The organism is Flagellimonas sp. CMM7 (assembly GCF_021390195.1).
Taxonomy (GTDB): Bacteria; Bacteroidota; Bacteroidia; order Flavobacteriales; family Flavobacteriaceae; genus Flagellimonas.
In genome coordinates this window covers 1,791,950-1,812,564 of the sequence record NZ_CP090003.1, presented here as the reverse complement: position 1 = coordinate 1,812,564, position 20,615 = coordinate 1,791,950, and the positions used below count along the sequence as shown (strand labels likewise).

Genomic DNA, 20,615 nt, shown 5'->3' with positions numbered 1-20,615 from the left:
AAGAATTATAGCTTTTGTTTTGGGAAGTTTTTATAACACAAAACTTGTCATCTCATCAGTTTTACCCTTTTCTATTATTCCTAGTTCCTCGGCTTCACAATAACAATTTATTAGTGCTTGTTTCATTTCCAACAAGTCTTTTTTGTAAACAGGTTTTAAGTGTTTTACCCATAATTTAAGTCCTTCCTCAGAGTTTATTCCAATAGGATGTTTTTTGGCTAGTATTCTGGCTGATTTCAAAATTTGTTCAGCAAGTTCTTTGTCAATTACATTTGATGGGGAACTCCATTTTTTTGAGGAAAAAATATCTGTGTAAAATGATAATTGCTTTAAATTATCCAAAGTCTGTCCGTGAGAACTTTCTTTATTGTACAGCCATTTAAGGTCATCTATTTTTCGTGCTCCTTTTGCATACAATTCTGGCATTATCCACGCGAGATTTTTTTCAGTATGCCTCCTATACCTTTTCCAATTATTGCTTAGCTCCTTCTTGTCGTCCGTTAATAACATAGAGCGAATAATGCTAGATTTGCCTGCTTCTTCAATTGATAATATTGCAATTGCAACACACCTTTCATAACGATTGTTGTCAAATAGAAGTTGCGCATCCTTAACTAAGGAATCAGCGTTTTCTATAGCCAACCTAATTCCTTCTGAGGCGGTTTTTGGGTCTAGTCTAGAATTATATTGTTTCCCTCTCATTTTTAATTACCCACAACGGTTCTGTGTATGACTCGTTGCGAGTTTTAGCAACTAAATTAGCAAATACAAACCAATCAGAAGTAAGCAAGTACTAGCAATGAATTATAGCACGTTGTTGCCAGTAGTTTTTATTCCGATTTTTTAAACTTTTCAAGAGTTCCAATCTTTAATGATTCAGTCGCTAATAAACTATCTATTTTTTTAACAGAAAACTCATCTTTGATAAAATCAGTTAGTTCTGAAACTTCTCTTTCTTTTTCAACTATTAAATGTGTTATATTTTCAATGTCAATTTTTAGTATGTTTTTCGGCTCGTTAAAATGAGGCTTATCAGTTCCAATCCACTTTTCGAATTCTGGATTTTTTTCGCCACTCATTTTTGTTTCAAAGATGATACCTAAATTAAGGAATCCTTTTCTCCATTCTCTTTCGTTGTAAGCAATTCTTGTCTGATTATTTTTGTTTTTGACTTTATAAGGTTTAGAAAGAAGAATTTGAAAAAAAACATTTTGATGAGCTTCTTCTGCATACTTTTTAATGGCTAAAATTAAATTATCATCTGTGTGTTTGTCTATGGAATTAATCAATTCTTTAACTTCTTTTGGTAATGGATTAAACTTGATATGGTCAGTTATTTTAATAAATCCTTTTCCTTTAGATATGTCTTTAAGAATGTCAAGTGTTTGTGGAACAAGTGAGAGATTCAGTAAGTTCGTAATTGATTTATCTACTATGCTATTTTCGTAAATGTAGATTACTGGATTCAGTCCATTTTGTACTGCAAATTCCCTGTTAATGACAACTCCATAATTTCCATAATCGACAACTTCTTCCTCTCCAATATCTCTAAACAGCAAATTGCTAAAAGAAACCATTGGAATTAGAATTCTTCTACCACCTAAATTTTCAACTGCATACGAAGCTTTAAATCCTTGCGTAACGATGTTTTTAACCGTAGATAAGTCGTTTGTTATATGTAATAAATTATCTACTTGTTTCAATGTTTCTTCAAATTACTGGTAACGGTCACGGCTATGATTTCGTTGCGGACATTTCCAACGGAAATTGTCCCTATGAAATCCAGCCGTTTATTTGTTATTTGGTTTAAAGTTAGCAAGAATGCAGCAATGAATTATAGCCAATGTTGTGCGTAGCTTTAATTACTTTGACAAACAATACTAAAGACTAGCCTGTGGCGTTACCCAGCCGGAATATGGCAGCCGTTTAATTTGATTATCTGAAATCATTTGAAGAATTTCTGATGGGTCAAATTTGGATTTTTGAGAAATTTTTAAGGAGTCATAAAACTGTTGAGAGTTCAATAGGTGTATTGGCAGAGTTTTTTTCTTGAATGACTCAGCTGCTGAAATTGCTCCCGGTTGATAGTCAGATGTAGTTACAAAAACCCCCTTGTTATAACCGTTAAGTAAAAGTGCGCCAGCGAATGCACGTATTTGCTCCACTTTGATTTTATTTTTATAACGCTTTACTTGAACTCCAATCATTTTTTGAGAGGAACTGCCAAGCACAACATCGATACCTCCATCATTGCTATATCCGGTCACATGAACATTATAACCGACGCCCTTAAAAACGCTACCTACCACCTCCTCGAATAGTCTTGGGTTAATAGAAAATCTGTCTTGGTATTTTGCAATTAGATATTGAGAAACTTCATTTAATGGTGCATTTATGTTAATTGCCTCTAAGTTCCTAAGTGAGCCGGTACAAGTAAAAAAAATATCCCAAACTTGCCATACTTCAGCACAAATTGTGAAATTTTTGAATATTCTCCACCAACCGCATGTGTCGCAAAAATCCATCCACGTTTCTGCGCTCTTTGTATCCATGTCAAGATTGAGATAGCAATCTTCCAAGCCCTCCTCTTTATAACCTTCTCTTATAGTTCCGTGGGCATCTATAATCTCACTGTCCTTAATTAACCATGTATCATTTGAAAGGTCAACTACATTTAATTTCTCATAGCAAAACTCGCATTTGCGATCGTGTGGATTATTATAAATATCACTTGGATCTGAGAATTCTTTGTATTCGAAAATCATTTTTTGTCGGACTCAATTAATTGTTTTTTTAGGCGGGAGTGATATTCTATAAGTTAAGTTTTAGTTCCGCACAACTTGTTTATATAGATGTATTTTACATCTATATACCGCCAAAATAAGAATAAACCCGATAAAAACTAGTTTTCAATATTTTAGAGGGAAAGTTAAAAGCAATGTGTTCCTTACTATATTAAAATCAGGCCATACTTTAGATGCATACGGATTGTTATGGCATTATTGGGAGCTGAGGTAAGGCCTTGAATGTATAATCTTACCTAGCCTTAATTTGTTACATCTTTTGCTCTTACATAAACTTATTTACCTTTTGGGCAGTACTTAAATATTTACCAATCCTCATCCTCCCTTCCAAGACTTCCTGATCCGATATAGTTTTTAAGGCTTTCGTTAAGGTCATTGAAGTAATTCTCAATTCTGCTAGGTGATCCGCCAAAGTTCTTTACCATGGTTTTTTTGGTCTTAATACCCTCTATGTTTTTATAATCAGCCCCACTTCCATACTCGTTGGGAGGAGTCTCTATGGAAAAGATTTCAAATTTGTAACGTCCATCTTTTACAGCAATTTCAACAGTGTATTTTAAAGGAAAAGTATGCTTCTTCTTTATAATCAATAAATTGGATGCAACCCCTGTTAACCTGATTTTTTTACTCCCGATAGTCGCTTTAAGTACCTCGTCTGGGTTTTTGTAGGTTTCCTTTATCCAATTAAGTGCGCTAGTATAAATTTCATCAGCCGTTTTACCCTCCGTATAAGTAATAACGTAATCGTTCAGTCCCTTTTCCTGATACTCAAATTTTGTGGCATCCTGTGCCGTAAGGCATATTGAAAACAATAACATGATTAAGCTGGTCGTACTTTTCATAAGGTTTTGATTTTTTAGATTACCAATCAAAGATATAATTTTGCCGAGTAAACAATCCCTTGTTTACTCGCTTTTGTTGTCAAATTGCCATTTAATGTTGCGAATAAATGGCTGATAATAAAAAAGATACCAGCGAACCTTTAAGAAAGTTTGCTGAAAAGATATTAGAGATTAGATTGAAAAGAGAGATGTCTCAAATGGATGTAGGAGCAAGAATAGGCATTGATAGAGAAAACATCAGGAAATACGAAAAGGGTTTACAAGAGCCAAGATTATCCACCATTGTCAAGTTTGCAGAGGCCTTTGAAATTGATTACAATGAATTGTTAGGGTATGAAAAGGAGTGAAATAAAATTCAGCTTGAACCCTTATATATAGATTTTCGCCAATCTATTGTTAATAAAAGTACTTAAAAAGGTTAGGTATCTTAGTGTTATAAAAAGGTTCAGTAAATTAAAGACCAGAACAATGAAAGGACTACCATTGCTTTTTCTGCTATTTACATTTATGTATGTAAAAAGTCAGCCATTTCAACTAGAAAAAAAACAAGGTTTCAAATACGTGAACCACACTACATACTCAAATGAAAAGTTGGCAAAAGTCCTTGCGGACTGCAATTGTCCTCTAATAAAACAAAAAGGTGTTGAAGGATTGCAGCAGGTTTATCAAAATCTATTTAGGGATGAGCATGGTTCCTTGACAGAATATTATACTGCGGCTGACGTAAAAATATCTGCAAATTCCGGAGCAGATAATTCTGCAAAATACAGTGGCGAACTAAATGATATTTTTACCGATTCCGCTTTTCTTAAAGAGCTTAATCGGCATTTACTTAAAGCTTGTTTCTCAAAAGAGCAGCATAAAAAGTTCGAGACAAAATCGACTAACCCAAGATCAGTTATGGTAAAGATTGCGCCGTTAGCTGCTAACATGACATTGGTATTTGCTTCAAGAACAATTTGTATGGACATTTCTGAACTTGAAGTTCCAAGCGGAAGTCTTTATTTGGCACTATTCAAGCAAAAACTTTGGAAATTAATTGATTATTTTTTCATGGAAATTGAAAAGAGCTTTGGACCTCTGGAACTAAATAACATTGTACCTCATAAAGAAGAAAGAAGAAGCTTACAAGAGATTCTATGTTTTGAACTAACGATGCCCGATACAACCCAAGAAGATGAAGAAAGGATTCGATTTTACCAAAAGAAGTTTTTTGGCACTACTATTTGCGATTAGTTTGATAGAATGTAACTGTTATGGAATACTAACCGCATATTGGGATGAGAAAGACAAATGGGGATCATTAGTAACGAGAGCTGATAATACTTTTATAGAACCGATTAAAGGGTCATGTTAACGTTGCAACTCACGACTATTTATTTATGTGATGCCTTTGTTTTCGCCTAGAATTATGCTGTCTGCTTTAGTTTGTTCAGCAATCGGCGTACCGTATTAGCTCCGAATTGCTTGCCCGTACTTGTCTTAAAGCCAGATTCGTTGAGTTTGCAAGCCATTTGGCGTAGGGTAAGCCCCTCTTTCTTTAGTAGTGCTATATGGGCGTTTGCCTTTACGTTATTTGGATTTTCCTTGGCTTTTGTCCTATTGGCAAACGCCCCTAGTTCTCTAGCTTCTTGGGTCAGGTTTTGGGGGTTACCAAGCTTTATCCCTTGCTTCTTTAATTGTTGTAGTGCTGTCCTTGTACGTTGCGATATAAGGTCGGCCTCATGCTGTGCAATGGCTGCGAATATGTGTATGGTAAGGTTGGTGGCATCAGGCAGGTCAAGGGCTTTAAACTTCACCTTACTGTCCATCAATGAGGATATAAACGCAACGTTACGGGAAAGCCTGTCTAGTTTAGCTATTATCAGCGTTGCATTCTCTTGTTTACACAGTGCGATGGCCTCGGCCAACTTTGGTCGGTGTTTCTTATTGGTTCCAGTTTCCTGCTCTTGGAATTCTTTTAATAATTGGTTATCGCTATTTCTGGTCAAATGTGCCAGCACTTGACTTTGTTGTGCATCCAGTCCTAAATTTTGGTCCGAAGTTGAGGTTCTGTAGTAAGCGACATATTTTTCCATAATTGACAGGCTTTAGATAATTTGATACAAAACTTAAACGGGCGTTTATGTTATGTAACACTATAAAAATAACCTTACCCGTACGAAAATATTATCAATTGACGTTGATTTCAGGAATTAATTAGTTGAAATTCAGATGATTGAAATTGAACGCTTTTATTCTTTGACTTAACGTATTTTCTTTAATGAATGGCAAAGAAGTGGTAATTTTATATTGAAATCTTACGTAACCTACGTGCTGTAACCTCATAAGCCCATATAAGAAGGAGGACACCACCTACCTTTTTTAAAAAAAGACTTCATTTTATTTTCTAGCGGATTAATGTAGGATGATATTAGTCGCCCTGCATCTGTTTTTTGTGAATTTGGTATGTACACCTCTTTTGAGCATTTGATACGCTGTTATCGTCTGTATCAATAATTGGGAGTGCTCCGATTTTTAACGTCTTTTTTCCTTGAGTCAGCTAATTTTCTTGGCTAAAAAATCAAAAAAGCTCCCGAATTTTTTTGGAATTTACTGGCAATAATCGGCTTTCGCACGTTGTGATATTTGTTACTTATTGAACAGAATGTTGTATTTGTAACTATAGACTAAAGTGGCCGTAATACGGACTTTCTTTCCACGGGTGAAAAATTGCATCGTTGGCAAAGTGTACATCTATCTTCCTTCCAGTCGGAATTTTCAGACGATTACGTTCGCCGTTGTCCGGCCTGTGGTATAGTTGGTGAGCAATGCGCAAAAAAAGCGCATAGAATTAACTATGCGCTTCCTTAACATGAAAAAAGCACCAGAGGGTCAAAGGCTCCGATACCATTTTAATCACAGAAGAAGATTTATTGTATGCCGTAATTGATAAAGTCCAAGTTTGGTCTGTTGCCACTGGTAAGGATTCTTTTGATTGTATGGCTATCACCATACTTGTCTATATATCTATTAAATAGCTCTACCAGTTCTAATCTATCATTGGCCTGTTCACTGGATGTATAAGTGGTGGTGAGTGCTGTGAACACCTCATCCACCTTTTCAGTTATTTTTATTTCATTGTTGACCAGCCAATCCTCACTTGTCATTCCTTTTGCAAACAGATTAGAGCCTTTTAACTTATTGGCTCTTGCTAGGAAGTCCAATTGCTGTTTGTTCAGCTCCACGTTTTCTAGCTGCTCTAGCTGAGCCAATGTTACGCCCTGATTCTTTGCCCTTTGCTTTATGGCGGATTTTTCCACCTCTTTGAAAAGAGTTTCCAATGATTTTGGATTTTCAATGAAGTCCACCACGTCCGCAAGGTTAAAGGTAGGATCTAACTTGGCGTTTAAATCCAGTTTAAGCTGATTTACATTATTGGACAGATTGCCAAATTCCTTGATTAAATTCTGTTTTTCGATTTCATTGGTCTTGATGACCTTTCTTCTAAAATCTTTCATTCTTCTTATGATTTAAAATTAATTGTTGGCAGCTTAGTTTATCTGCCGATCTGATATAAAAACACCCGAAATTTTCATTTAGAAAAATCGGGCGCACCACTCAATTTGTTGTACATCGTTAATCCAAAATGAATTGTCAAATGGTTTCGGCACCTTCAGTGCCTCCCCTTTGCCAATCATTTCTTCTTTTTCGTTTACAACTGAGTTTAAAAACTTTTACGGATACTACTTTGTATTCAATATATCGCCGTAAGGCGTATATATAATATACTATTATACGTTAGTATAATTATGTAAAGAATCTTTACTAGCAAACTGGAAAGTGTCAGTAAATACTAGGATTTGCAAAGATTTTAAAACAAAATAGAAGTAAAATTTCTTTACTATCAATCTTGCAAAGCATAAATTTTACTGATGTTTCCAGCAATTTTAAAAATTGATGTCAAATGCTGAAATTATACTGGTTTATCTCCTCCTTCTATTATGTTCTATCGATTCAACCATAGCAGCCGCCTCGACCATAGCTTTTTCCGTTTGCTCTTCTTCTGTCATAGGTTCGTCTTTTGGCTCGGAGCTCTTATTTGATACACTTTCCAAATACTTATCCATTTGTTTATCCGACTCACTTTTATTGCTTTCGGGTTTACTCTCGACAGTTATAATGGTACTGGTTTTATTATCATTACTTTCCTCTGAACCATTAGTTTTTGGTAATTCTCCAGCAGGAGGCACAGTGAAATAAGAGCGTTCTCCCTCTTTGTAGAACAATCTACTCACTATTTTTCCTGCTTCCTGGTTATGCCGTTGATAGGAACGCTGTATCGAAATTATTGTGCTCTTAAGAGCTTTGGTATTACGGTTTTCGTACTTACCATGCATTTTTATCCAATACAATTTAGTGTCACTTAATTTGGAAAGGTCTGTGTATGTAATATCCTGTCCGTTGCTAAGTTTCAATGATGAAGCATTACCTGCCTTTTTATCGTAGGTTTCCTTAAAAGAACTTTTCTCCTCCTTAATGAGGTTCAACTTCTTCAACTTGGCAAATTTTGGCTGATAGATAAGCGGTGAACTCTTTCGATTTTCTCTGGAAAGCTTGACAAGTCTGCCGTTCATTTTGGTCTTAACCTCAATGAAGTTTTTATCCTCTAATCCTTTGCGATGCGTATTCAAAGTGGGCTTGCTAATATTCAAGTCCTTACAAATTTGAGCGTTGAACAGCTTTTTGTAATCGAATTTACAATGATTTTTATGATGCCTTAGGATATACATTAGCAGCATTTTTTCATTGCTGTTAAGCTTATCACTTACAATAATCTCGCTCCAATTTACCTTGAAGTTCTGCTTTGGATTCCTTTTATACTTTTTTGTGTTCATCGGTCTCGACGTTTTGGTTATTGATACTTTTTATCTGCCCTGATTTTCTTAGTGCGCTGTACTTCCTACGGCTAAAGCCAAGCGAATTACAAACGTGTGCCATATCACGGTATTCTATTCCTTTGTACTTGTATTTATTTTTCTGTTCAATGTGAACACCTGCAAAGTCTACCATATCATCCTCTGTGGTTTTTTGGATTCGACCCATAGCCTCTAAGGATTTAAACCGTTCGGGTGTTAAATTATTTTCGGACATCAATTCCAATTTGGAATTATAACGTTTTGTCTTGTACATAAATTTTCCCATGCTATATTGATTTTATCTTTTCATCTGGATTAAACCCTCTTTTTCCAATAGTTCGTAGTTGAGTCTGTAATAACGATTGACCCCTGTACCTTCTATTACAATCAACTCCTTTTGTTGTAACCCTTCGACCACCTGCAATAATAATTCCCAATCGATAGCTGTGTCTTTTTCAAATTTATCCTCGCTAATACGGGTGATCTTCTTGCTATACTTTCGTTTATGATCCATAAAGAGTGCTAGCAACACTATTTTCTCGTTGCCGTCAAGCTCTTGGTTCGCCAGTACGCTGGTCATCTTGATCTTCAGGGGAAATTTTTCTAATTCGTTCATTTTTCTTCTTGTGATTTAATTAAATAATAGTCCGCCCGTAAACTTCAAAGAAGGGATTGCGAAGGCCTGACTTTTTGCGTTTAGGCGGACTATTGTATTATACTAGGTTAAGTTTGTGGCTCTGTACTTTTTGCCGATTTGTAGATAACTGCTGTAGCTGTGGTCAACTTGCACAATTCCAGCTTTTATTAACGGGTCAAGAAACTTTCTGTACTTACTTCCGTATTCTGCCGTTAATTGCTTCTTGGTGAGTTCAACAAACCCGTTGTGCCGTTGCAGATATTGTACGAATCGAATTGCCTTGGCTTCAACTACTAGATGTAGATTTAGGTTTTGTATTGTTTTCATTTTGAATGTAGGTTTTAATATTTAGGGGGGTACTTGCCTGATGAGTAAAAAACATAATGCGTCTTTTACCCAAGCTGTCAGAACCACTTTTCGGTATAGATTTTCAACAAGTCCTCTTTTTGTTGGGCTACCAAGTGTTTTGGAAGTGATCTTTCGTCTAGCTGGATGAGGTACCGGATATTGTTCCTAGCCGTGGGTTTTATGGCCTTATGAAAAGTTCAAGGCGTAACCTGAATGCGTCTTTTACCCTTACCTCAACGCACTTTTCCAATTACCCAACACCCAATCATTTATAGCACAATGATTTAAGGGTGGTATTGGGATGATTTTTCGTCATGCAGTTTTTAGGCCGTGCTTGGCAGGGTTACGCTACCCTGAAATTGGAGTAAGGAAGAATACGACGATGTATGTCGTTATCTTTTGAAGAGTGGTATTACCATACCAAAAATAGATTTGGACGATGTGGTCAGATGAAAAACAGAGCGTATCGCCGTACCGGGATTGTTTTCAACTTGGAGAGGAGGAACGTTTGGTTTGGAGGGGTAGAATTTTAGTCGTTCAAAAGGTAATCAAGGCCAGATTCCTTTATGTATTCCATAAGTTCTTCAGAATACATTTTCTCATATTTGGTAATCAGTATTCCGTGTTCTAACGGGTCGTATGGTTGTTCCAATGCATCATTATGTTTTGCCTGTTGTCGCATTGCTTCCTGAAGTTCTTCGGGGGTATGTCTTTGGTTATCGGACAGCAGTTCCATCAAGGTCAGCATATCTGTTTCTACATTCTTATCGACTCCCATTTTAAGATTACCGTTGTTGAATTTTTGAAGTTTGCCAAGTCTGTAAATGGGCAGTATGTAATCAAAACCTCCTTTTATTTTCACCTTTACGAATTGTTCCCCGACTATAACATATTTGACACTTTTTTGAACAACGTCTTTGAAATCGGCAAGGGATTCCAATTGGTTTGTGGGTATATCCCCCGTTAAAAATTTTTCCGCACTCGCAATATCTATATTAATGGTATCCAAACGGTTCAACTCCCTGTTTTTAATGGATTCCAAATCATCATTTTTGGACTTGTATTGTTCTTTAGGCACAGTTCCATCCAACATACTATCCAACAATTTATCTTGACGCTTTTTGGTACTACCTATCTTTTTCTCAATCTCATTTTTATTGGATTCAAGTACTGTCAACTTTTCCTTGACCTTTGCCTTTTGCTTTTCAAATCCTTCTGCCTTGTGGTAACGTTCCAAAATGAATTTTACCTGATGTATTAAGTGTGTCCGGCTAACTGCCTTGGAATTACATTTCTTATTTGGGCATCCATATTTGTTAAGTCTATGTTGAGGTTTGTCGGCTACATATTGCCGCATCAGCGTATTGCAGTTTTCACATTTCAATATTCCTGCAAACGGATTTATGTGTTTGTTCCCAAGGTTGGTGCGCTTGCGGTTGTCCATTATGTCCTGAACATCATAAAACAAATTCTCAGGTATAATTGGCTCAACTTCGTTGACATATTCCGCTATCTTCCATTTGCCAATGTAGATTTCGTTTCGGAGCATACTACGTATTCCACCCTCAGTAAAGCGTTTAATGTGTCCATATTTGTTATTGGCATAATTGGCCACTGTGTACTGACTACGATGTTCTAAATACTGCTTGAAAATATCTTTGACTATGTGTTTTTGTTCAGGATCAATAATTGGCCTGCCCTCACTATCCCTTTTGTAACCAACAATACGAGCATTGAAACCTCTTCCGTCTTTATATCTGTTATTAAGTCCATATTTGACCCTGTAAGCTAACTGCTCACTCTCCATTTGTGCCATAGAACCCAATACTGGAAGCATTATATCTAACATCCAATTTTTAGTTCCATCATTATTGATGGTAATGATGCTGTCTTTCACTATATGAATACAGATACCTTTATCTGTACAATGCTGAATAAACTTTAAGGTTTCAATCAGCTTCCTTCCAATACGACTGATTTCTGATACCACAATACATTTTATATCGTTCGTATCAATATAGTCTTGCATTTCATTGAACTGCTCTCGGTGGCCATATTCTATTTTGTAGCCACTTACTTTGTCAAGAAAGGTCTTAGTGATATTTAGGCCCTTGCTTTTTGCATAACTGGACAAGGTATCTATCTGGCCTTGCTCGTCCTGTTCTTTGGTACTTACACGTATGTATATTACTGCCTTCATATTGTATATACGAACTGCAATATACCAAATTTATTATGCTACAATAGAGAAGTATTTGCCGTTCCGGGAAGGTCTACAGATAAGTATAGTAAAGGATGCAATGACTTGATTAAACGCCAAAAAGCTCATATGCTCACTTCGGCAGCGGAATTGGTTTATTTATTGGGGTGGGAATTGGAAGAAAAAGAAAAGAAAACTACTATTCAAAAACAACTGTTTGTAGAATTGGATGAAACAGAACAAGCTATCTATTCTTACTTACAATTGAATGGTAAACAGTTACTGGATACCATTGCTCTGGAGTGCAATCTGCCCATTTTTAGAACATCGTCCACGCTTTTTAATATGGAAATGAAAAGTGTTATACGTCCTTTACCAGGTAAATTGTTCGAGGCGATTTAATACCCTAATTTCCCCCTAACCCTATCCAAAACCCCATCGGCTACTTTTTTGGCTTTTTCTGCTCCAATGGCCAAGGCTTCATCCACCTCATTTAAGTGGTTCATGTAGTACTCAAATTTTTCACGAGGCTCTTGAAATTTGTTTAGGATGACCTCGTAAAGTGCTTGTTTGGCATGACCATATCCATAATTTCCAGCTAAATAATTAGCGCTCATTTCCTCTATTTGTTCTGGCGATGCCAAGATTTTATATAAAGCAAAAACATTATCCTTAGCTGGGTCCTTAGGCTTTTCCATGGGAATACTGTCGGTCAGGATACCCATGAGCTGTTTGCGTAATTTCTTATCTGGTAGAAAGAGGTTTATAATATTCCCCTTGCTCTTGCTCATTTTTTGGCCATCGGTGCCTGGTATATACATGGTGTCTTCTTGTACCTTGGCTTCGGGCATTACGAAAGTTTCCCCTAATTGATTGTGAAACCTTGATGCGACATCTCTGGTCATTTCAAGGTGCTGTAACTGATCTTTGCCTACGGGAACAATATTTGCATCGTACAATAAAATATCGGCCGCCATCAACATTGGGTACGAAAACAAACCTGAGTTGACATCTTCTAATCGATCTGCCTTGTCTTTAAAGGAATGTGCCAGCGTTAGGCGCTGGTATGGAAAAAAACAGCTTAGATACCATGCGAGCTCTGTTACCTGTGGAACATCGCTTTGTCTATAGAAAACGGTTTTTTCTATATCCAAGCCAAAGGCTAGCCAGGTAGCTGCTGTTGCATAGGTATTATTTCTCAACTCTTCCCCATTCTTTATTTGGGTAAGAGAATGCATATCCGCAATAAAAAGAAAGGATTCATTTTTGGGATCTTGTGCCATTTGAATGGCAGGAATAATCGCCCCCAAAATATTTCCTAAATGGGGAGTGCCTGTACTTTGAATTCCGGTTAAAATTCGGGCCATACCTAATTTTTGCCCGTAAATGTAAGCATCCGAATGGGATAAAAAAAGATGAACTTATTTTTTAAAGAGCCCAGCAACAAAGAGAACAACAACTGCTCCAATAACCCCAGTGATTAAGTCTCCGACAATTCCAGAACCTATGTGAACTCCCAAAACACCAAATAGCCAATTACCCACCATACCTCCTACGATACCGAGTATAATATTAATGAGTGCGCCGAAGCCACCACCTTTCATAATTTTACCAGCAAGCCATCCCGCAGCGGCCCCAATCAATAAAGCATATAGTAATCCCATTTTTAAGATTTTTTGGTTATTCCAATAAAGATATTCAAAAATTCTACTTTTGGCGAATGCATTCTTTTTTGAAGAACATAGGATATGGTTTATACAGAATTTGGTTTTATATGCTGGTGGCGCTTCCCATTTTTGTTTTCTTCCCTTTTTTATTATTGACCACACTTTCTGAAAAAACCTATAAACAATTCTTTTGGTTAGCTCGGAATCTTTGGGCCAAAACCATCCTATATGGAATGGGATGTTTTCCCAAAATTATGCGAGAACAAAGGATGGTAAAAGGCAAAAGTTATATGCTAGTGGCCAACCATACCAGCATGTTGGATATAATGTTCATGCTTGTGGTGAGCAAAAACCCTTTTGTATTTGTGGGCAAAAAAGAATTGGTGAAGATTCCGGTATTTGGTTTTTTCTATAAGCGAGTCTGTATTTTGGTGGACCGAGACAGTGTTAAAAGCAGAACTGGCGTGTATAGAAGGGCACAAAGAAGATTAGATCAAGGATTGAGTATTTGTATTTTTCCTGAAGGAGGAGTGCCCGAAGAACATATTACTTTGGACGAATTTAAAGATGGCGCTTTTAAAATGGCCATAGCGCATAAAATCCCAGTTGTTCCAATTACGTTTTATGATAACAAAAAACGCTTTTCCTTCACATTTTTAAGTGGAGCCCCAGGTGTAATAAGGGCAAAAGTCCATCAGTTTTTTGAAACGGGTATTTTAGGAGAAGAAGATAAGTCCACCTTGCGGGAAGAGGTACGAGAAGTTATTTTGAAAGCGTTGGCTCAAGATCCGGAACGCAGTTGATTAATTCAATTAGATAGTTATTGGAATTCTAATAATCACTTTTGTTCCCAAAGCATTGCCATTGATATCTTGTATATCTATTATCTCCAAGGGATTTAAAGCTTCACCAAAAGACTCCAAACGTTGTTTTGTCACCTCCAATCCTCTGGATTTCTTTTCTTTTTGATAAGTATGTATTCTTTTTTTTGCTACTTCTCTTCCAACACCGGTGTCCTCTACTTCACAAATAACAACACCATTCCCTTTTTTAAAATTAATTGTAAGCGCCTTAACACCATCTTTTTTTGGCAGCAATCCATGGACAATGGAGTTTTCCGCAAAGGGCTGTAATATCATAGAAGGCATTTTAACATCTTCAACATCTAAATTTGGATCTACATTAATCTTAAAGGAGAAGGCTTTGTCAAAACGGAGCGATTCCAATTCCAAATAGTCTTCAAGTATTTTAATTTCTTCTCCCAATATTGCATCGGTGTCGATTGAATTTTCAAGAACATTCCGGGTTAGCCTACCAAACTTTGATATATATTTTAAAGTAGAAACTTTATCGTTTTTCGTTACCAAGTGTTGAATGGAATTTAAAGAATTAAAAATGAAATGCGGATTTATTTGTGCTCTAAGCGCTTTGGTTTTATTGACCAGGGCTTCCTCCTTGAGCCTAAAATTTTCCCTAAATTCTGTATTGGCCTTATAGTTAAGACCAAATGCAAATATGATCACTTCGATGGACGATCCGATGATCATATAATAAAGGCTATCAAGATGTAAGCCATCTTCTGGGGCAGCCCAATAGTAACGGGCCAGCCCTCCTAGAGCAAGGGCAATAGTTGCAAAAACAACAATAGTACACAAGCTGTTAAGCCATATATGTTCAACAGCTTCTGGCAATTGGAAACAACAAAAATCAAACCCTTGTAATAATCAAATACGTAAAAAACACCCATTAAGCCAATAATGGCAACGTTTAAAACTACTGCCCATAAACAAAGGGTATAGAGAATCTTATAATTTTTTTTGGTGTTCAGGTAATAAATAATGAAGAACGCATAGAAAACGTATGATATGAATAGAAAACTCTGACGCACCCAATAGTATCCTGAAGAATTCGTATTTAGAAATGATTCTAGAACGTTAAAATGGCTGTCTGTTAAGTAAACAAATAAAGCGACGAGGTATAGTGAGTAATGGAGAAATTCCCGATTTTTCCTAAAAACATACATTGAAAGGGAAAAAAACCACATAATAAAACAAACACCTGTAAAGAAAAGAAAGGGCACTTGTTGGGTTACACTTTTTGTATCGAGGGAGATATTCGGGTGGAGGTTCTGAAGTGTGAAATGCCAGTTTTTTACTTCGTCCTTAAAGGTAACACGTCTGATTTGCAACACAAGAAAACGACCATCGAACAAATCTTTGGGGTATATATGGAAGTATGATAGGTAGTTGGAAAAATTTACTTTCTTGGTTATGCGTTCTTTCTCAAATTGTCCTATGGGTTTTTGTGAAGTGGCGCCATCTGCTTGATAAAAAACTTCCCCATAATCAAAAGTATTTAGTTTTAAGTAGAAATCTTTGTCTAAGGTGTCATTGGAAAGCAGATTTTCAAAGTCCAGTTTTATCCAGTATACATGGTCTGGATCAGTTTTTTCTGTAAAGACGCTCGGATCATTAAATCTGTTCTTGGAGTTTAGAATATGGTTAAAGTCTAAATTCCTGTCCTGTGTTTCAAATACATGAAATGGAATTTCTTTTTCAAAAGTTTCCAGAACGTTGCGTTCCTGTCCAAAACCTAAAAAGGATATTACAAGAAATATAGGAATTAGGAAAGCACTTAATCTAATAGGCATACTTAAATTAAAAGTAAGGAATTCTCATAGTTGAGATACTTCCTACTATTCTTGGTCAGATAATGCCTATAAAAAAACACCCCAAAAAGTGGGGTGTTTAATTGATTGCCTAAAGGGGCAACCTTCCTAACCAACTTCTTTATATAACTAAAACTTAAAAGTAACACCACTATAAACGCCAACTGAAAATGGTCTAAATGCGCCAGCGGTTTCAGAAAAGGTGTTCAATTGATATTTAAAAACAGGCTCCAAATTAAGCTCCACTTTTGGAGAAAACTCATAATTAAGACCAACCCCTACATTAGTGCTAAAGTTTACAGAGTTTGCATTATTTGCTTCACCTACTTCTGTAACCAAGCCTTCTGATTCTAATAAAACAGAATTGTCCACAAGGAAAAGAGAGCTGACTCCTCCAATAAGGTTAACCCCAAATTTTTTATCAATGAGGGCATAGTTCAGTTCTAAAGGCACTTCTATATAGCCTAATTGCTGCACCATTTTACCATCTAAAGCGGGACTTTCATTAGCTGACAGTTCCAAAAAGGCATCGTTCGTTGCAGCTTCCCGTGGCACACTGTTCTTGCTTTGTAGAACAAGATTTCTAGAAGTTTGACTGTAACTGATATTATCGATCAATTCGTTAGTAGAACCCTCCAGGGAAGAAGAGAATAACACTTCATTGGTGTCATAGCCAAAATCAACTTTGTGGATACCAGAACGCACTTTAAGTCTTTTGCCCACATTGTAAGCAACGGTAACACCATAGCTTAAATTGACATTTCCAGATTTTGAGTTCGATGCAAAATTGGAATGAATAGGAGAACCTTCACCAGTGGCATTAAAATAAACAGGAGCAACTGAGGGCCCAACAGACCATTTTCCTTTTGTATTTTCAGCAATGACTTCTTCTTCCTGTTCTTTAATCACTTCAAAAATTGATCGTTTTTCACTTTCTTCATCATTTTGCGCGACAGCCCCATCTTCTGTGATCTTTTCCAATACTCTTTCCTCTTGTACTACTTCTTTTTGAGTTTTATCTGAAGGGAATACGTTGTAATTGTCTTCTTTCTGAGTTGTTGCAATAGCGTCAGATTTTTTCTCATTGGAAAGACTTATTATATCAGATTGTTCAGAATTCTCCTCTCTGTTTTTAATTCCTTCAGTACTTGCTACAGTAACGTTCTGATCTGCATTCTTGGTAACATTTGATTTATTGTCCTGCGTCAAGTAATTTTTTAATGGTTCTTTGTTTTTAATTCCTTCTTCTTTTGTATTCGATGTTATTTGCTGCTCTTGAAATTTTACGCTTTGATTTCTGATGATAGAATTCTCAGCATCTTTTTCAGTGTCTGTTACCGAACCACCTTCGGCACCTTCATTATTTTCATTGGATGTTTCCGCCAACTTCTCTGTGTTATTCAATTGTGATTCTTGGTTGGACTTTTCTGATTCCTTGATTACACTGTCTTCCTGAAAAGGAACAGTATTGTCTTTGGTTTCTGTAATAATGATTTCTCCATCATTAGTTGCTTTATCAAATGGATTGATAACATAAAATAAAATTGCCAATAGCGCGGCCACCCCTCCCAGGCTCCACCATATTGGAATAACTCTTTTCTTTTGTTTCTTTTTGTCCAAAGAATCTTCAATGGAACTCCAGACTTTTTCTTCTGGAATTTCATGAAACTCTTTAAAGGTTTCTTTGAACAATTGCTCTAAATCCTTTTTCCCCATTCTTAAATCATTTAAGCAATGTTTATATTTTCTTTTTCTATTTTTTCCCTTAAAATCATTTTGGCCCTGGCCAGGTTAGATTTTGAAGTTCCAGTGGATGTCCCCAACATCTCACTTATTTCTTTATGGCTATACCCGTCCAAAACATACAGGTTGAATGTTAACCTATACTTATTTGGCAACTCTTGAATGTATCCCAATAACGTGCTCAGGCTTATATCTGCTTGCTCTACGTCTACATCTATTTCTTCACCAACATTTTCAGAAACCACATTTAGATGTTGTTCTTTTCTGTATTTCTGTAGTACTGTATTTACTGTGATTCGTTTAATCCAACCTTCAAAAGAACCATTAAAATTGAATTGCTCTATTTTGTTGAAAATTGTCATAAAACTGTCGTGCAGATTGTCTTCTGCCTCAGTTTTATTACGGGAGTATTTAAGGCACATACCGAAAAGAATACTGGAATATTTCCGGTATAATTCAGCTTGCGCTTGTCGTTTGCCCTTTTTACAATTATGTATCAGCTCTTCAATATCCAAATGTTGGTCATTTTTGGATTGTTGATATTAAGTTTGTTGGCACGGTAATTATTGAACTACTGGAACTGTATATTCTACATAAACCGCGTCCTCATTTTCATCTATTCCTGCATAAAGCCTAAAATGATATTCTCCTGTAAAAATCACATTGAATTTTAAAATGGCGACAACTTCTTCTATCGCTTCTGTACAAGCAGTATCATTGTCCGTAAATACGGAACCAATTACAACCACATCCCTGTCTGTTTCCCCTGTTTTGACCACATCGAACCCTTCAAAAAAAGTACATCCATTGGGTCTAAGATAAGTGACCTCTATGTCATACGTTTCATTTAGCTCAAAAGAGTCAGGAAAATTAGCTTCTACTCCAGCAAGTGTTGTAAAATGAAAGTTTTGGCCATCATCATCCAAATCGCAGGAGGTAACCAATAGGTTTATCCCCAAAAGAATAAATAGCACAATTCCCTTTTTCATCATAAAAATCTTTTTTAACCCTTAGATGAAATGTATATACAAGGGTTGCGTAGGATTTTCACAACCTAAGGAAAACTGGAATATAAGCCAGGCGAGATTTAGGCGTTAACTGCGTTAATGGCCTCTCTAATTTTTGCTTCTAATTCATCGGATAATTCCGGATTGTCTGCAAGTAGTGATTTTACGGCATCTCTTCCTTGACCAAGCTTTGTGTCTCCATAGCTAAACCAAGAACCGCTTTTCTTTACAATTTCATAGGCTACCCCAAGATCAAGGATTTCTCCAATTTTAGAGATGCCTTCTCCATACATGATGTCAAATTCTGCAGTTCTAAAAGGAGGTGCAACTTTATTCTTTACCACCTTGACTCTCGTTTTGTTCCCTAGTACAGCTCCGTCTGTATCTTTTATTTGTGTAGATCTCCTGATATCTAAACGTACGGAAGCATAGAATTTAAGCGCATTTCCACCCGTGGTAGTTTCCGGATTTCCAAACATGACCCCAATTTTTTCTCGCAATTGGTTAATAAAGATTACAGTGCAATTGGTTTTGCTGATTGAAGAAGTCAATTTCCTCAATGCTTGAGACATTAAACGGGCATGAAGTCCCATTTTAGAATCTCCCATTTCTCCTTCAATTTCACTTTTTGGAGTAAGTGCGGCAACAGAATCAACAATAACAATATCAATAGCGCCTGATCGTATAAGGTTATCTGCTATTTCCAATGCCTGCTCACCATTATCTGGTTGAGAAATAATAAGGTTGTCTATATCTACGCCTAATTTTTGAGCATAAAAACGGTCAAAAGCATGTTCTGCATCAATAAAAGCAGCAATACCTCCATTTTTTTGAGCTTCGGCAATTGCATGTAGCGTCAATGTAGTTTTACCAGAAGATTCTGGGCCATAAATCTCAACAACCCTACCTCTTGGATAACCGCTTACGCCCAAGGCAATATCTAGTCCTAACGATCCAGAAGGAATCACCTCAACATCTTCAACTACGCTATCTCCCATTTTCATGACAGCACCTTTTCCGTAGGTCTTATCCAATTTATCCAGTGTAAGCTTTAAGGCTTTTAGTTTTGCTTCTTTTTCGTTGCTCATTGTTCTCGTTATTAGGAAGGCTAAATTACCATTTCTTTCTACATACGGCAAAAGGGACGCAACCTTTTTAAAAGAAGGAAATCTTCTAACTAAAAACACCAACCAATGAAAAGATACATGTTGATTGTTCTGCTGGTAGTTTTGTTTTCTTGCTCAAAGGATCAGGATAATACCATTGATACTAATTCATTGTCAGGAATAATTGAAGGAAATTGTGGAGAAAACCCTTCAACTGTAATTAAGGAAAAAATAGAATTACTTGTCAACGACACATCAATTGTCAAAGATTATCTTTTTGTTTTTAAAGGAAATTATCAAGGCGAAACAGTGTTTGTTTTTGGAAACTGTTGTCCTTTCTGTAATTCACTGCCTCCAGAAGTCCTTGATTGTTCTGGTGATTTTTTAGGTTACATAGATTATACAAACAGCCAAGAAAGAGACTTCATTGCAAGTGAAAAAGTAACGAATAGGACTGCTATTTGGCCAGAAACACCCATCTGTGGGTTTGGTGGGTAATAGCAGTTACGCAACCTTTTTAAAAGACGGTATCTACACAGTACTAACTCGAATAAACAAAATAGTGGATTCCATTCTGGAATTTGCGGCCACAAGGCAAAAGGGAAATTTGCGCTATGAAAAGAAACATGTGGTAAAAAAGGCCCCTTAAATTTAAGGGGCCTTTTTCTTTTTAAGAATGAAGAATTTTTACCTTT

23 protein-coding genes and 1 pseudogene are annotated in these 20,615 nt (G+C 36.4%); 5 read left to right on the top strand and 19 right to left on the bottom strand.

Going from position 1 to position 20,615, the window contains the following annotated elements; translation table 11 throughout:
• Nucleotides 1–30 precede the first annotated feature (30 nt).
• From LV704_RS08335 to LV704_RS08320, 4 genes are all read right to left on the bottom strand, one after another.
• On the bottom strand, nucleotides 31–702 hold the full coding sequence (locus LV704_RS08335) for an AbiV family abortive infection protein (RefSeq protein ID WP_163420825.1): 672 nt from the start codon (nucleotides 700–702) through the stop codon (nucleotides 31–33).
• Between the two features lie 128 nt (nucleotides 703–830).
• Entirely contained in the window at nucleotides 831–1,703 is an 873-nt protein-coding gene (locus tag LV704_RS08330) for an abortive infection system antitoxin AbiGi family protein (protein ID WP_163420826.1), read from the bottom strand.
• A gap of 177 nt (nucleotides 1,704–1,880) precedes the next feature.
• The gene (locus LV704_RS08325) at nucleotides 1,881–2,765 is read right to left on the bottom strand and encodes a restriction endonuclease (RefSeq protein ID WP_163420827.1); all 885 of its coding nucleotides are present in this window, start codon (nucleotides 2,763–2,765) and stop codon (nucleotides 1,881–1,883) included.
• 344 nt (nucleotides 2,766–3,109) lie between these two features.
• On the bottom strand, nucleotides 3,110–3,646 hold the full coding sequence (locus LV704_RS08320) for a DUF4468 domain-containing protein (RefSeq protein WP_163420828.1): 537 nt from the start codon (nucleotides 3,644–3,646) through the stop codon (nucleotides 3,110–3,112).
• 107 nt (nucleotides 3,647–3,753) lie between these two features.
• Here LV704_RS08320 and LV704_RS08315 point away from each other — a divergent pair, with 107 nt between their 5' ends.
• The gene (locus tag LV704_RS08315) at nucleotides 3,754–3,993 is read left to right on the top strand and encodes a helix-turn-helix domain-containing protein (RefSeq protein ID WP_163420829.1); all 240 of its coding nucleotides are present in this window, start codon (nucleotides 3,754–3,756) and stop codon (nucleotides 3,991–3,993) included.
• A gap of 121 nt (nucleotides 3,994–4,114) precedes the next feature.
• Entirely contained in the window at nucleotides 4,115–4,882 is a 768-nt protein-coding gene (locus tag LV704_RS08310) for a hypothetical protein (RefSeq protein WP_163420830.1), read from the top strand.
• A 173-nt stretch (nucleotides 4,883–5,055) separates the two neighbouring features.
• Here LV704_RS08310 and LV704_RS08305 read toward each other — a convergent pair whose 3' ends face one another.
• The 7 genes from LV704_RS08305 to LV704_RS08275 form a co-directional block, all read right to left on the bottom strand.
• Nucleotides 5,056–5,724: a recombinase family protein gene (locus LV704_RS08305; RefSeq protein WP_163420831.1), complete on the bottom strand. Its 669-nt coding sequence runs from the start codon at nucleotides 5,722–5,724 to the stop codon at nucleotides 5,056–5,058.
• An 834-nt stretch (nucleotides 5,725–6,558) separates the two neighbouring features.
• A complete protein-coding gene (locus LV704_RS08300) occupies nucleotides 6,559–7,146 on the bottom strand; it encodes a hypothetical protein (RefSeq protein ID WP_163420832.1) in 588 nt (195 codons plus the stop codon).
• A 465-nt stretch (nucleotides 7,147–7,611) separates the two neighbouring features.
• Nucleotides 7,612–8,523: a helix-turn-helix domain-containing protein gene (locus tag LV704_RS08295; protein WP_163420833.1), complete on the bottom strand. Its 912-nt coding sequence runs from the start codon at nucleotides 8,521–8,523 to the stop codon at nucleotides 7,612–7,614.
• On the bottom strand, nucleotides 8,504–8,830 hold the full coding sequence (locus LV704_RS08290; protein WP_163420834.1) for a hypothetical protein: 327 nt from the start codon (nucleotides 8,828–8,830) through the stop codon (nucleotides 8,504–8,506). The genes LV704_RS08295 and LV704_RS08290 overlap by 20 nt, the downstream gene beginning before the upstream one ends.
• Nucleotides 8,831–8,842: 12 nt before the next feature.
• On the bottom strand, nucleotides 8,843–9,160 hold the full coding sequence (locus LV704_RS08285) for a hypothetical protein (protein ID WP_205597858.1): 318 nt from the start codon (nucleotides 9,158–9,160) through the stop codon (nucleotides 8,843–8,845).
• A 102-nt stretch (nucleotides 9,161–9,262) separates the two neighbouring features.
• Nucleotides 9,263–9,508 carry a hypothetical protein gene (locus tag LV704_RS08280; RefSeq protein ID WP_163420836.1) on the bottom strand — a complete coding sequence of 82 codons (246 nt, stop codon included), beginning with the start codon at nucleotides 9,506–9,508 and terminating at the stop codon, nucleotides 9,263–9,265.
• A 550-nt stretch (nucleotides 9,509–10,058) separates the two neighbouring features.
• On the bottom strand, nucleotides 10,059–11,729 hold the full coding sequence (locus LV704_RS08275) for a recombinase family protein (protein WP_163420837.1): 1,671 nt from the start codon (nucleotides 11,727–11,729) through the stop codon (nucleotides 10,059–10,061).
• A gap of 39 nt (nucleotides 11,730–11,768) precedes the next feature.
• On the opposite strand from LV704_RS08275, the pseudogene LV704_RS08270 reads away from it, so the two are divergent.
• Nucleotides 11,769–12,131 (top strand): annotated as a pseudogene (locus tag LV704_RS08270) (DNA-protecting protein DprA); the annotation flags it as partial.
• Here LV704_RS08270 and trpS read toward each other — a convergent pair.
• Both trpS and LV704_RS08260 read right to left on the bottom strand, forming a co-directional pair.
• On the bottom strand, nucleotides 12,128–13,096 hold the full coding sequence (gene trpS, locus LV704_RS08265; RefSeq protein WP_163420838.1) for a tryptophan--tRNA ligase: 969 nt from the start codon (nucleotides 13,094–13,096) through the stop codon (nucleotides 12,128–12,130). The pseudogene LV704_RS08270 and the gene trpS sit on opposite strands and share 4 nt — an antisense overlap.
• A 54-nt stretch (nucleotides 13,097–13,150) precedes the next feature.
• Complete coding sequence (locus LV704_RS08260; RefSeq protein WP_163420839.1) at nucleotides 13,151–13,393, bottom strand: GlsB/YeaQ/YmgE family stress response membrane protein; 243 nt, start codon at nucleotides 13,391–13,393, stop codon at nucleotides 13,151–13,153.
• A gap of 56 nt (nucleotides 13,394–13,449) precedes the next feature.
• Between LV704_RS08260 and LV704_RS08255 the strand changes: the two genes are divergently transcribed.
• Nucleotides 13,450–14,199 carry a 1-acyl-sn-glycerol-3-phosphate acyltransferase gene (locus LV704_RS08255; protein WP_163420840.1) on the top strand — a complete coding sequence of 250 codons (750 nt, stop codon included), beginning with the start codon at nucleotides 13,450–13,452 and terminating at the stop codon, nucleotides 14,197–14,199.
• A 9-nt stretch (nucleotides 14,200–14,208) separates the two neighbouring features.
• Here the strand turns inward: LV704_RS08255 and LV704_RS08250 are convergent, their stop codons facing one another.
• From LV704_RS08250 to recA, 6 genes are all read right to left on the bottom strand, one after another.
• Entirely contained in the window at nucleotides 14,209–15,051 is an 843-nt protein-coding gene (locus LV704_RS08250) for a sensor histidine kinase (RefSeq protein WP_163420841.1), read from the bottom strand.
• Nucleotides 15,009–16,046: a 7TM-DISM domain-containing protein gene (locus LV704_RS08245; protein WP_163420842.1), complete on the bottom strand. Its 1,038-nt coding sequence runs from the start codon at nucleotides 16,044–16,046 to the stop codon at nucleotides 15,009–15,011. Before LV704_RS08245 ends, LV704_RS08250 begins: the two co-directional genes overlap by 43 nt.
• Nucleotides 16,047–16,193: 147 nt before the next feature.
• Entirely contained in the window at nucleotides 16,194–17,780 is a 1,587-nt protein-coding gene (locus LV704_RS08240) for a hypothetical protein (protein ID WP_163420843.1), read from the bottom strand.
• A gap of 11 nt (nucleotides 17,781–17,791) precedes the next feature.
• Nucleotides 17,792–18,322 (bottom strand): RNA polymerase sigma factor, encoded by a 531-nt coding sequence (locus LV704_RS08235; protein WP_163420844.1) that lies wholly within the window; start codon nucleotides 18,320–18,322, stop codon nucleotides 17,792–17,794.
• 48 nt (nucleotides 18,323–18,370) lie between these two features.
• The gene (locus tag LV704_RS08230; protein ID WP_233782176.1) at nucleotides 18,371–18,799 is read right to left on the bottom strand and encodes a hypothetical protein; all 429 of its coding nucleotides are present in this window, start codon (nucleotides 18,797–18,799) and stop codon (nucleotides 18,371–18,373) included.
• A gap of 95 nt (nucleotides 18,800–18,894) precedes the next feature.
• Nucleotides 18,895–19,902, bottom strand: coding sequence for a recombinase RecA (gene recA / locus LV704_RS08225; RefSeq protein ID WP_163420845.1), 1,008 nt, complete (start codon nucleotides 19,900–19,902; stop codon nucleotides 18,895–18,897).
• Between the two features lie 105 nt (nucleotides 19,903–20,007).
• On the opposite strand from recA, the gene LV704_RS08220 reads away from it, so the two are divergent.
• The gene (locus LV704_RS08220) at nucleotides 20,008–20,418 is read left to right on the top strand and encodes a hypothetical protein (protein ID WP_163420846.1); all 411 of its coding nucleotides are present in this window, start codon (nucleotides 20,008–20,010) and stop codon (nucleotides 20,416–20,418) included.
• Nucleotides 20,419–20,615: the final 197 nt, after the last annotated feature.